Annotated in this window: 12 protein-coding genes and 1 tRNA gene; 3 read left to right on the top strand and 10 right to left on the bottom strand. The window is 45.2% G+C overall.

All coding sequences use genetic code 11. The features are described from left to right. Positions 1-239: 239 nt before the first annotated feature. Complete coding sequence (locus V6669_RS20875) at positions 240-977, bottom strand: glycerophosphodiester phosphodiesterase (protein ID WP_338587919.1); 738 nt, start codon at positions 975-977, stop codon at positions 240-242. Between the two features lie 231 nt (positions 978-1,208). Here V6669_RS20875 and V6669_RS20880 point away from each other — a divergent pair, with 231 nt between their 5' ends. Further along, on the top strand, positions 1,209-1,475 hold the full coding sequence (locus V6669_RS20880; protein WP_036614763.1) for a hypothetical protein: 267 nt from the start codon (positions 1,209-1,211) through the stop codon (positions 1,473-1,475). 217 nt (positions 1,476-1,692) lie between these two features. On the opposite strand, the gene V6669_RS20885 is transcribed toward V6669_RS20880, so the two are convergent. From V6669_RS20885 to V6669_RS20905, 5 genes are all read right to left on the bottom strand, one after another. After that, positions 1,693-1,821 carry a hypothetical protein gene (locus tag V6669_RS20885; protein ID WP_255319930.1) on the bottom strand — a complete coding sequence of 43 codons (129 nt, stop codon included), beginning with the start codon at positions 1,819-1,821 and terminating at the stop codon, positions 1,693-1,695. Between the two features lie 120 nt (positions 1,822-1,941). Next, positions 1,942-2,526 carry a TIGR00730 family Rossman fold protein gene (locus V6669_RS20890; RefSeq protein ID WP_017687370.1) on the bottom strand — a complete coding sequence of 195 codons (585 nt, stop codon included), beginning with the start codon at positions 2,524-2,526 and terminating at the stop codon, positions 1,942-1,944. 232 nt (positions 2,527-2,758) lie between these two features. Then, positions 2,759-3,178: a hypothetical protein gene (locus V6669_RS20895; RefSeq protein WP_017687369.1), complete on the bottom strand. Its 420-nt coding sequence runs from the start codon at positions 3,176-3,178 to the stop codon at positions 2,759-2,761. A 200-nt stretch (positions 3,179-3,378) separates the two neighbouring features. After that, positions 3,379-4,056 carry a uracil-DNA glycosylase gene (gene ung, locus V6669_RS20900; protein WP_210108875.1) on the bottom strand — a complete coding sequence of 226 codons (678 nt, stop codon included), beginning with the start codon at positions 4,054-4,056 and terminating at the stop codon, positions 3,379-3,381. A 241-nt stretch (positions 4,057-4,297) separates the two neighbouring features. After that, positions 4,298-5,518, bottom strand: a complete 1,221-nt coding sequence (locus tag V6669_RS20905; RefSeq protein WP_338587921.1) for a MalY/PatB family protein — start codon at positions 5,516-5,518, stop codon at positions 4,298-4,300. Between the two features lie 250 nt (positions 5,519-5,768). Here V6669_RS20905 and V6669_RS20910 point away from each other — a divergent pair, with 250 nt between their 5' ends. Next, the gene (locus V6669_RS20910) at positions 5,769-6,476 is read left to right on the top strand and encodes a helix-turn-helix transcriptional regulator (RefSeq protein WP_017687366.1); all 708 of its coding nucleotides are present in this window, start codon (positions 5,769-5,771) and stop codon (positions 6,474-6,476) included. A gap of 147 nt (positions 6,477-6,623) precedes the next feature. Here the strand turns inward: V6669_RS20910 and V6669_RS20915 are convergent, their stop codons facing one another. The 3 genes from V6669_RS20915 to V6669_RS20925 all read right to left on the bottom strand — a co-directional run bounded on the left by V6669_RS20915 (position 6,624) and on the right by V6669_RS20925 (position 10,689). Next, a complete protein-coding gene (locus V6669_RS20915) occupies positions 6,624-9,545 on the bottom strand; it encodes an insulinase family protein (RefSeq protein WP_338587923.1) in 2,922 nt (973 codons plus the stop codon). Positions 9,546-9,917: 372 nt separating this feature from the next. Further along, positions 9,918-10,003, bottom strand: a tRNA-Leu gene (locus tag V6669_RS20920). Positions 10,004-10,239: 236 nt separating this feature from the next. Next, positions 10,240-10,689, bottom strand: a complete 450-nt coding sequence (locus tag V6669_RS20925) for a general stress protein (protein ID WP_124116048.1) — start codon at positions 10,687-10,689, stop codon at positions 10,240-10,242. Positions 10,690-10,896: 207 nt separating this feature from the next. Between V6669_RS20925 and V6669_RS20930 the strand changes: the two genes are divergently transcribed. Beyond that, positions 10,897-11,121, top strand: a complete 225-nt coding sequence (locus tag V6669_RS20930; protein WP_017687353.1) for a hypothetical protein — start codon at positions 10,897-10,899, stop codon at positions 11,119-11,121. Between the two features lie 193 nt (positions 11,122-11,314). Here V6669_RS20930 and V6669_RS20935 read toward each other — a convergent pair whose 3' ends face one another. Continuing rightward, positions 11,315-11,797 (bottom strand): NucA/NucB deoxyribonuclease domain-containing protein, encoded by a 483-nt coding sequence (locus tag V6669_RS20935; RefSeq protein WP_253501889.1) that lies wholly within the window; start codon positions 11,795-11,797, stop codon positions 11,315-11,317. Positions 11,798-11,812: the final 15 nt, after the last annotated feature.

The raw sequence follows: 11,812 nt of genomic DNA on the forward strand, positions 1-11,812 counted from the left end.
AAACCTATGTACATAACAATCACCTCTCTATAAATACCGAACTTTAATGATATTGATTCTCATTCCCATAGACCATTGTAAGTGAATCCACGGGCTCTGGCAATGGACAAATAGGACATGTTTATTGCATATATGAAGATTTGCACACAATTTCACACGTAAAAAGGCTGCGCAGGAGCCAAAAAGCTCGAACACAGCCTTATCATTGCATATGTAGAACATGTAAAATACAGACTCGTTTAACGAGCATGTACCGTAAGTAAGGATGCCAGGACATCCGGAACATCAGTAATGATCCCTTGCACACCCATGTCAATCATGGCCTGCATCTCAGCAGGATTATTCACCGTAAATGGATAGGTAACAACGCCATGTGCCAGTGCAGCAGCAACATCTTCTTGTGTCACCGCCAGCTTGTAGGGATGAAGGCCGGTAGCCTCGAGTTTGGCGGCATAATCATAGGGACGATACAACTTTTCCATATATAGAAGTGCTGTACGAATCTCCGGGGCAAGACGTTTACATCTCACAAGCGAAGCATGATTGAAGCTGGACAGCACGACCTGTTGCTCCAGATTCCAGTCCCGGATCGCCTGTATAACCATCTCTTCCATCCCTTTATAACTCACAATACCATTTTTCAATTCCAGATTAAGCAGGGTTCCTTTCCCCTGTACCAGCTTAAATAACTCCTCCAGAGAAGGAATACGTTCCTCGGCAAAATCAGCATGGAACCAGCCCCCTGCATCCCTTGTGCGCAATTCATCGTAAGTCGTATCTTTAACCCAGCCTTCTGTGCCGCCAGTTCGGCTTAACGTCTCATCATGAATCAGTACCAGTCTGCCATCACTCGTCATCTGCACATCGGTTTCAATGCCTGTCGCTCCAAGCTCCAGACTCCGTTCAAAAGCGCTCATCGTATTCTCCGGGCATACGGCAGATGCACCACGGTGGGCAATAATCTCCATGTTCCTCATTCCAGCGCCTCCTGTGTTCAAGCTTCACTCTATAATCCTTACTATAAACACCGTTTGTTAGACCTGTATTAACAGAGCGTATAATGGGTTACCTGCTTCGCTGATACTAGCGACCGGGCCCAACATCTAACGGGCTGGGGATTCACTCATTTTTGCGAACTCAATCTGAAAATCGACATAACATAGTATGAACGATGGAAGCACTGAACTCCGTTATAAGGAGGTTGACTATTGAATCCCTCAAAGAAAAAATCGATACCTACGCGTCCTCACACATCCCAGTTACAGTCGGCTTCCAGGCTTTCCAGATCATCTGTCCATATCAAAAACAAATCCGGCAAGACGGCTAATCAGCGTTCTCTTAACTCCAGTTCACCCAACACACTGGATCAGCTGGCTATTGTTGCAGCAATACTCTCCTTAATTGCAGCCGCCATCGGGCTATATATCGCCTGGAAATCGTTAAGTAATCCGGATCAAACTGCTGTTGTGGTGTAAGCTGCTTGTTACGCAGCTAATGGCTCAGGAGGCTCTCTCCTGCTTCTGACCTTATTCAGGGGCAGGTTTTTGCTTTTTCAATTATTTACGTATGCTGGAAACGTCAAAAAACCGTTCCCCTGAAACGCCGGCATATACCGACGTCTCTTTGGAAAGGTCATTTTTTATTCGGGCGCTGCCTCTGCAGCGTGATCCCCGTCCCGGGATACTGACCGAATTACAGAATGAATGTGCGAGAGATAATAACCAACAGAATGAACAATACCAGAATTGCACCTGTTGATGTCCATGCTCCACCACCGAAGCCTCCGCAATATCCGTAACCTGTACCTTTGAGTTCGCTCATCAGTGACACTCCCCTCTTCATCGAAGTACACTATAGACTATGTCCGATAGCGCAACTTGCTTGGGCAGATCGAAAATTCTCCTGAGGAACGAGTAGGTTCAGGCCCATATTCTTATGCACTCATTTCCCGTTGAGTTGTGACCACTTCTGAGTCAGCTCTGCAGGAATATAGGATGACATTTGTTTGATCAGTTCAGCCGGATCAGCTTCCAGACTCCACAGGCTGAGATGGGAGGTGTTGGAGAATCCTTCCTGTACGCTGTGTTCTACCATCTTCATCAGCGGTCCATAATATCCGTTGACATTTAATAAGCCAACAGGCTTACGATGAATACCGATCTGTGCCCAGCACAGTACCTCGAATAGTTCTTCAAATGTACCCATGCCGCCGGGAAGTGCAATGAATCCATCGGATAATTCAGCCATCGTAGCCTTCCGTTCATGCATGGTTCCCACTTCAATCAGTTGTGTGAGCCCTCCATGAACAACCTCGCCCCGGAACAATCCGGTAGGCATAACCCCGATTACCTCTCCCCCTTGCTCAAGAGCAGCATCGGCTACTGCACCCATTAAGCCCATGCAAGAACCACCATAGACCAGTGCATAACCACTATCAGCAATCTGTTTGCCCAGTTGAACAGCCTTCTCTGTATAATCGGGGTGATTTCCCGGATTGGAGCCTGCAAAAACAGCTATACGTTTCATTGGGTCTCACTCCTTCTCATGATCTATTTTAATAGTATACAACATGAATGTTATGGGTATGTACAACAGGTTAACAGAACCAATGGACAAAAAAATACCCGACCGTTTGCAGCCGGCCGGGCTCCCATTGCAATACACATCAATTTAGAAGGGGTTGTTACTACCTAATATACAGACCAAACATTAAATCCGTATGATTTTTGCATGAAATGAATATTAAATCTTCGTATATCTAACGTATGCCACGGCGTGAACGTACGACAAACATATGCTTGTCTTTACGAAGAACCCGACCGTCTGCAAGTTCAACCTGATCCTCGTCATGACGCAGAATCGTCGTGGATAACGCTACAATTTTGGCCCGGCGCCAGATCATCACCTGTGACTTGAAATAGATCGCATTTTCGAACTGAATCGCCTTTTTCATCACATATCCAACCTTGTGCACTTCAGAACGTGCTTTCTTTAAGGGAAGACTCTCTTCGGGAAGAGGTCTGATCATTGCGATATTGTCAAACGATACCTTAATCCGTTTTGGTCCGATCCGTACACATTCCGCTTCTTCATCCCACTCGACCAGCGTTCCCTTTAATGGCTCCCGTATGCCTGTTGCACGATATACCGCTACTTTTCGTCCTATCCAATGTCGCAATGTTCTCACCTCCATCTGTCTATATAAGTTGACTAACGATTATTTACACAGACACTACGATGACAGAACAACCTTCCAATCGCTGTTATCCCCAGATTTTTTCGATTTCCTTTTCAGAAGGGAAAAATCCGGGTATAAAGGCGAACGCTTCGCTTTTTCAGGTTTTTTCTGTCCTCTCCGTTATTGTGTAAATGATTAGTTCAACTTATATCGTTTTCAGGTATCTTCCAATCGATCGGTTCAATACCTTTGGAGGTCAAGAAATCATTGGCTTTGGAAAAGGGACGACTGCCGAGGAATCCGCGATGCGCAGCCAGCGGACTGGGATGTGTAGACTCCAGTACCAGGTGCTTGTCCCTGTTAATAAAAGCACCTTTCTTCTGGGCATGACTGCCCCATAGCATATATACCATCGGCTCCGAACGTTCATTCAACGCACGAATGACAGCATCCGTAAACGTCTGCCAGCCCAGTGCCTGATGGGAGTTCGGCTGACCTTCACGGACTGTCAGAACCGCATTTAATAGCAGCACACCCTGCTGTGCCCAATGAACCAGAGATCCATGATTCGGAATTGGCAGGTCCAGATCGGCATGAAGTTCCTTATATATATTTTTCAGAGAAGGCGGTACACGTACCCCCGGTCTAACCGAAAAACTTAATCCATGAGCCTGACCCGCTCCGTGATAAGGGTCCTGACCAATAATAACAGCCTTAACCTGATGATATGGCGTCAGCTTCAGTGCAGAGAACAGGTCTTCTTTGGGCGGAAAGACCGTCTGCGTTTTGTACTCAGCGGCGAGAGTGTAACGAATCTTGTTAAAATATTCGGCTTCCGTCTCTTCCTGAAGCACCTTGTCCCAATCGTTTCCAAACATATGTATAGGCTCCTTTCCCCTGATGAATGCAGTTTCGCTCAGCCCAACTACTGGGCTCTACCTTCTGAGAGCCGCATGTCATGCAACTCATAGACTATCCACCATTTTAACATAACCGGGGACAGCAGACCAGAATTGCACATCAGGGTATACGTTCACCTCGGAATAAACCGTGTTCTTGCTACACTAAGTATACTCATACAAAAAAGTCACCACGCTGTTGCGCGATGACTCGATGACTTTATACTTGAACAGGTACCTCTTCGACTTCTTTCACAAGCACACTGCTGATTCTCCGTAATCCTTCCTGAAGGACAGAACGCGGACAAGCCAGATTCAACCGAATACAACCCTCACCATTCGCTACAAACATATGTCCATCTTCGAGTAACACACCCGCTTGCTCCGCAAAGAATAACGGTAAACTTACATTTTGGGGAGCATATGCCGAGATATCAATCCAGGCCAGATATGTGGCATCGGGAATGTGAAAGACAGCCCGTGGCAGATGCTGCTTCACATACTGTTCTACGCAGGCGAAATTGGCGTCTAGATAGCCTTTTAATTGTCTCAGCCACTCATCTCCCGTTTCGTAAGCCGCTTGCGTGGCAGCAATGCTCAGTGGGTTTTTGAAACCATAATGGCGTGCCTGCCAGATGTCTCGAAGTGCCTTATTCGGAATGATGACATTGGAGAACATCAGACCAGCCATGTTAAATGTTTTGCTCGGAGACATGCATGTAATGATTCGATCCGTATCCGGGAACAGCTTTGCGAGTGGCGTGTGTCTTTTGCCAGTCCGCAGCAGATCACAGTGAATTTCATCCGAAATAATCCATACATTGTTCCTAATACAGATCTCACCCACACGCTGTAACTCTTCCGTTGTCCAGACGCGTCCAGACGGATTATGGGGATTGCAGAAAATACATACCCTTACCTTTTCATCCTTGGCCTTGGCTTCAAAATCCTCAAAATCAATCGAGTAACGCCCCTGCTCATTGAGCATATCCGAACATATCAGTTCAAGATCATTATGCTCCGCAGCTGACTTGAAAAAACCATAAGACGGGGTCACGATCAGTACTTTCTCATCCGATTGACAGATATATTCCACCAGTTCATATAAAGCGGGGATGATCCCGTTTGAGGTCTCCAAATGCTCCTTCGGGAAGGACCAATCATAGTGTCTCTTCACCCAATTCGAAACAGCTTCGTAGTATGCCGGATCAAATACCTGAGAGTAACCCATGATTCTACGGTCCAGACGCTCCTTAACTGCATCCAGAATCTCGGGAGGTGTGGCGAACTCCATATCTGCAATCCACATGCGAATGAATTCTTCATCTTTGAATGGAAAAGTCATGTCCTCTGTGGCGTTAAAAATATATTGACGGAAACCATCCGTATTCATGGCATTTGTTCCTGTGCGGTCTATAATCTCATCAAAATTATATTTCATAGCTTCTGCTCCTCTATCTGCTTTACTTTTTCATTGTCGTTTCATGTCGTATTAACTCTATTATTTCATGACGCAGGAGTTGCATCAAATGCAATACAATCTATTCTGACGAAACAAATGAAGTTTATTGTTTCTTCAAAATAGGTATTTCCGTGAAAAAGTGATATATTTCTCATATAACATCATTTTTATGAATGACTTTCATCATTTTCACGTACTCTCAAGAAACATTGCATAAGGAGAACCGGTTATGAACAATATCAATCAGGAAGTTGGCAAGAAAATACGAAACTTTCGGAAGTGGCGGGGACTGACCATTCAACAGCTTGCGGATCAGATCTTCAAAAGCAAAGGCACCCTGTCCAAATATGAGAGCGGAGATATTACACTTGATCTGGTCACGTTACATCATATTGCTAACGCGCTCAACATTCAGGTGGAGCAACTCTTGTACCAAGAGCCAAGACATGCTTCTCCCCTGATGAATGCGGTCCCGTCCAGCTTTTTCAAGAACTCCACACGTTTCTATTCCTACTTCTATGACGGGCGTAACAACAGTCTCATTCGATGCGTCATTGACATGATGGCTCAGTCGGATGCCAACCGTTATCGCACCGTGATGTATATGAATGTGAAGGATTTTGAGAACTATCAGGAATGCGAGAATATGTATTGGGGCCACACCGAGCATTATGATACACTCACCACGCTGATTTTGAAAAATCAGGCCACGCCGCTGGAGAACCTATATATTAATATTTTGGCGTCTTTTCAGGAATCGGAGAAAAAGTGGGGACTGATGGCTGGTGTCTCCTTCAGACCTTTCATGCCTATCGCGCTCAAAATGTTATTCTCCAGAACCCCGCTGCCCGAGAATCAGGAGTTATATAATGAATTAAAAATCTCAAAAGAAGATCTGCGGACCCTGAAAATATACAACATGCTTGCTGTCACCTGAACAACGCGGCGTGTCACACATTCTCATATGGGATGGAGACAGTCCCTCCCCATTAGAAGAGGCACTTCTATAAGCTGTTGAAACCAGCTCATAAAAGTGCCTTTCGCTTTGATGCTTATTGGATCGTGGAATAAACGAGACTAACGTTTAGTTTTTAATTAAATCCAGCGTCTCGTCAAACATTTGTTTCTGTTCCTCAATCTTGTTCTCATTACCGATCACGCAGCGCTGTTGCTGTTCAAGTATGGCCGATAAAAGCTTAGCAAAACCGATAATGTCGCTTTCCTTCGTGCTTAACACTTCGTCACGTTCCTGTTGCAGATCCGCTTCAGTCACATTCGACAGATAACACTCCAGCGAGAATGCTCCTTCGCCATAAGGTGTTCTCGGCGTATCGAGATCCTGAATCGCACCAATGATATAACGTGTCATTTCCCGCTCGTCTGCCCGGAAATCGGTCAAATATTGCGGTATCTCTTCATATACTTTGTACGTTTTATCGAGATTTGGATCACGATACGATGCAACGTAGCTGTCTCCGTTCCGTCTGAAGCCTGACATACAGCCATAAGCTCCGCCTTTGGCCCGAATATTGGTCCATAAGTAATCCAGAGACAGGATTCCCTGCAAGACCCGTAGTGAACCGGTGTATTGATATCCTTTGTCGATATAATTGCCCGTTTGCACCACGTACTGCACTTCTGACGGGGAACGGAATCCCTCCTTATGAGTAGCAGGTAGGAACGTAAACTCTTCTTTGGCAACCTCATGTGTGAACAGCTTCGCTTTCAGATCGGATACCTGTTGCTCCAGTCCTTCATATCCCTGATCATCCGCAGTGTAACTAACAAGCAAGTTCTCCGGTCTGAAAATATACCCCGTCAACTCTTGCAGACTGGAAGATAACTCTTCTTTTCTAGCCTCAAAATTCGCCTGAAGATCCTCTAACCACTGGTAAAACGCGATACCACTCACAGCTTCCCTGAAATCCGCAACCGCTGAATGTTTGGACGAAGACCGGCCAATTCCCGCAGAGTGTCCGCTGTTGATCAGATTACGTTGCAGGTTGCCTTTCATCTGGGAGATGATCTCATACAACCGCTTCGAATTATCGAATCGGGATGTGAACACAATTTCTTTGATCATATCAAAGGCAAATCCAAGCTTGTCATATAACACTTTTGCGTTGAACTCATAGGTAGCCTTGAATTCATTGTGCTTATGCGCATTGGCATAAGATCCTATCCCGCTATGAATACCGCCTGAATGGATGTGGATTTCATTGGACAATTCATTAAACGAGTAGTTTTGAGTATCCACGTAACCCAGTACATTTTTCAGCAATCCTGCATACGGCAGGAGATGACGTGGCACTTCTTTAATATTAAATAGCAGTCTCAGATAACCAATTCCGTTGGTATAGAGGTTATGATGGAGAATGGTTGTGCCGTCGACCTGGTTCACCGTTTGATGCAACGTAGAGGCTTTTGGTTCAATATCTTCAATCGATAACGTCGGAATGACCTGCTGCTGCTCTTTGGTTGAAGGTGTATTCTGATACTCGGCGAGTGCCTCCGTTTTTTGAATCAACGTCTGAACTTCTTCCTCACTAAGACCAGCCTGAATAGTTTTCAGACGTTCTTTCAACGCTTCCTCCTTGCGTGAGTTCAGCCCCTTATCCGGGGTAAGCGCCACAAAAGAAGTATGTGTGTTCTGCAAAATATATTTCTCAATCAGTTGCTCGAAGTAACCTTCGTTCATTTTTGTCCGCAGTTCAGCAAATACGTCATTGGCTTCCAAATGAGTGAAAGGTGCTTCCTCATCGTACAGCCAGCTTTGCAGAGAGGAGAATCCGTAGATCAGGCCCTTCGGCATTCTGCCATAGTCCGCTTCTCTATGATTGAACTCATACGAGTTAATTCCAGCAAGCAGCGCTTTAGGATCAAAACCTTCTTTTACCACACGCTCAAGCACTTCTCTGACCGTTCCCAGGAAATCCTCTTTGCTCGCCAGATTGCTCTTCTTCAGTCCCACCGTGAACACAGGCTGGTACAGGCTGTCATCATACGAACCGTAGACGTCCTTCGCGATTCCTTTATCCAGCAAAGCCTGTTTCAATACCGCTCCCGGAGCGTTCAGAAGGGCGTATAACAGAATTTGGAACGAAATGTTCAGTTCCTTGTCCAGACTTGTGCCGATCACCGCGTTATAGGTCAAAAAGCTGTTATCCACTTCCGATTCCGTACTTCCCGCAGAGTAAGTCTTAACTGTGTCTACCCGTTCTGCAAAAGCAGGTTGAAGTTGAATGGCCGAATCAATATCGATGCGATCATATGCACCCAGATAGTTCTCATCCAGCCATTGTAGCTTCTCTTCCATATCCATATCCCCGTAGAGATAGATGTAACTGTTGGAAGGATGGTAGTATCTCGTGTGGAAATCCAGCAGCCCCTGATACGTTAGATCCAGGATAGCTTCCGGGAACCCGCCAGACTCAGAGGAGTATGTGGTATCCGGGAAAAGGGAGTTCAGCACTTCTCTGCGCACCATTCGTTCTGGTGAAGAAAAGGCCCCCTTCATCTCGTTATATACAACTCCGTTGTAAGTTAACTCATCGTCAGCAGAGGTCAGATTGTAATTCCAACCTTCCTGCAAAAATATCTTTTCATTCTCATAAATATTCGTATTCAATACCGCATCCAGATATATATCCATCAGGTTATGGAAGTCATGATCATTACGACTCGCGATCGGGTAGATCGTCTTATCCGGATACGTCATGGCGTTAAGGAATGTATTCAAAGAACCTTTCAGCAACTCAACAAAAGAATCCTTGGCCGGAAATTTCTTGGACCCACAGAGCACGGAGTGTTCGAGGATATGGGCTACCCCTGTATCATCTTCCGGAGGTGTGCGGAAACCGATACTGAATACTTTGTTGTCGTCCTGATTGGACAAAAGTACAATTTTGGCTCCGGATTTCTGGTGTTCTAGTAGATACGCATCCGATTTCAGTTCTTCGATTCTGCGCTCTTGTAACACCTTGTATGGCTTAAGCTGTTTCAACATAAACTTGAGTCCTCCGTCCATAAGATTGTTTTATTGGTTTTGTGACTCTACATAAGTTCAAATATGGTTATTTACACGGGCACTCCGATGACAGAATAACATCCATCCTCTCCGTTATCGTGTAAATGTGTAATTGAACTTATTTCGTTCAGCAAGGTAAAGGTAATATATGCCTATGGATAGTATACACCATTGTTCCGTCTCTTCATAAAAGTCAGATAAATGTACCTTCTGATATGTATTATGCAGGGTTTATGTTTATGAGCTGCATGGTGATGTGGTCTGCAATGAAGTGACATTGATATTAAAGAACATAAAAAAAAGATCGTATGCAGCTTGGTTAACAAGCGTCATACGATCTTTTCTTTAAGATGCCGAGGACCGGGATCGAACCGGTACGGTAGTCACCTACCGCAGGATTTTAAGTCCTGTGCGTCTGCCAATTCCGCCACCCCGGCAGGATTATGTATTTCTTGGCGACAAGAAATATCTTACCATGAACTAATTAACTTTGCAACACTTTTATTAAAAATAATAAAAAAAATGAAACAGGCACTGCAAGCGTCAGCTCACAGTGCCTAGAAAGTCCGAGTTGCGGTCCCGGACTTCCGGTAAACCAATCTATATTAAGGGAGGTGTGAGATAAGAATACCTCCCCAACATTAAAGAAACCTAAAATCAGCCTTAAATTAAACTAAAAAAGTAAAATGGGTCGAACACGAGCCGCTTCTTCCTCACTACACTCCACGATAACCAAGATATGGTCCTTTAACAGCCAATCTTCATAATACCGTGCATCCTCCTCCGAGATTCCCGCTTCAGTCAGTGTAAGCACCAAATCATCGGTCTCACTCCCAATCTCATTACCAGCGAGTCTACGCACTGCATTTCCGATCGACATCGTCTGATCCATTCGCTTCCCCAGACCAGCCAATATGCCTTTTAGAGCGCCAAAGGCACCATCCGTTCCGGCACCCTTCAAAGGTTTGGGCAGCCCCGTCTTCTCACTCACCAGCTCCAGATTGAGTTGTTCCTTCGCCACCGCTCCCAAATATTTGTCCTTGATGCCTTCCTCTTTCACCTGATTCAGCATCAATATAGCTTCGTTTTCGGTACGGGCAAGTCCAATGATCAATTGTGTCATTCCGTTCCCCTCCTTTTACCCTAATATAACCCCGTAATCCCCATTCAAAAACGGATAAAACCTTGCTAAGACAAATCACCTAGAAGATTGTTCATTTCTCTTCTGGAAATCTATACCTAGTTCTGATAGACTAGATAAAGAAGACAAATTAACCATTGAAAACATTGACATATGGATTTAACATCTCATAATCAGGAGCAATGACTTATGAAAAAAGAGGTAGAAATTGCCATCCGGCGCAAACAACAGATCATGGTTCGTAATACAAGCGGTCAGACGGTAACTGGATTTCCCGAGCGTACCGCTGATACATCCATTCTCTCCTTACGTACGGTTCACGGAAGTCTGTGGATACCGTTTGATGAGGTTGAACATGTTACACGTCTGTTAAGCATCCGGTCCCATCATTTAAGCGGAATGCAACTCGTTTAGTCGGCTCTGTAATCCTAGAAACTCAATTTCCGTATAGATACGTTAACTGGATCTATTTATGCCAGCACATCATACCAAAAAACCAGACGCATGCACGTCTGGTTTTTCTCTTCTACTTATGCTGTACCACGCTGCCACTAGCCTCACAACAAAGGCCTTACTACTCTTGTTTCTGTCCACCCATATCCTGTTGTTACTTAACTACAAACTTCACTCGTGTTCCATCCGGATATGTACTTAACTGATTCCCTACCCATGAACCTGCACCACGATTATCCTTCGGGGTAATGTACTGGATATCTGCACCTGTTCCTCCCTCAGCACACATCGCCATGGGCCACTCGTCACGATCCTTACCTTTTTTGACCGGAACACCCTTAAGTGATAAATCCCGATTGCCTTCGGCTCCATTACGATCAATGGTGCATACATCCGAATGCCCTGCCTTGATAGCAGCTTTAATATGTTTGGCTGTTTCGGGATAACGCTCTGAAGGGAACGTAATGGTATGGTCTACACTCTTATTAGTCCCACCGAATGGATTAGGTATCTCCTCCGGCCATTCTCCCCCAGCCCAGGCGTAGAGGGCTACCAGCAGCATTGCTACCAGCGTCAGTACCTGCTTTTTGAAACCTTGCTTACCTTTACGCTTTCTTCTTGTGCGTCTCTTACTCATGCTGTGTCTCCCCCA

This window comes from Paenibacillus sp. Y5S-9 (assembly GCF_036894235.1).
Taxonomy (GTDB): Bacteria; Bacillota; Bacilli; order Paenibacillales; family Paenibacillaceae; genus Paenibacillus.

Bases quoted from the DNA above. Each gene is read 5' to 3' on its own strand.
- V6669_RS20875 (WP_338587919.1), bottom strand. From the start codon at position 977: ATGAGGAACATGGAGATTATTGCCCACCGTGGTGCATCTGCCGTATGC.
- V6669_RS20885 (WP_255319930.1), bottom strand. From the start codon at position 1,821: ATGAGCGAACTCAAAGGTACAGGTTACGGATATTGCGGAGGCTTCGGT.
- V6669_RS20890 (WP_017687370.1), bottom strand. From the start codon at position 2,526: ATGAAACGTATAGCTGTTTTTGCAGGCTCCAATCCGGGAAATCACCCC.
- ung (WP_210108875.1), bottom strand. From the start codon at position 4,056: ATGTTTGGAAACGATTGGGACAAGGTGCTTCAGGAAGAGACGGAAGCC.
- V6669_RS20905 (WP_338587921.1), bottom strand. From the start codon at position 5,518: ATGAAATATAATTTTGATGAGATTATAGACCGCACAGGAACAAATGCC.
- V6669_RS20910 (WP_017687366.1), top strand. From the start codon at position 5,769: ATGAACAATATCAATCAGGAAGTTGGCAAGAAAATACGAAACTTTCGG.
- V6669_RS20915 (WP_338587923.1), bottom strand. From the start codon at position 9,545: ATGTTGAAACAGCTTAAGCCATACAAGGTGTTACAAGAGCGCAGAATC.
- V6669_RS20925 (WP_124116048.1), bottom strand. From the start codon at position 10,689: ATGACACAATTGATCATTGGACTTGCCCGTACCGAAAACGAAGCTATA.
- V6669_RS20930 (WP_017687353.1), top strand. From the start codon at position 10,897: ATGAAAAAAGAGGTAGAAATTGCCATCCGGCGCAAACAACAGATCATG.
- V6669_RS20935 (WP_253501889.1), bottom strand. From the start codon at position 11,797: ATGAGTAAGAGACGCACAAGAAGAAAGCGTAAAGGTAAGCAAGGTTTC.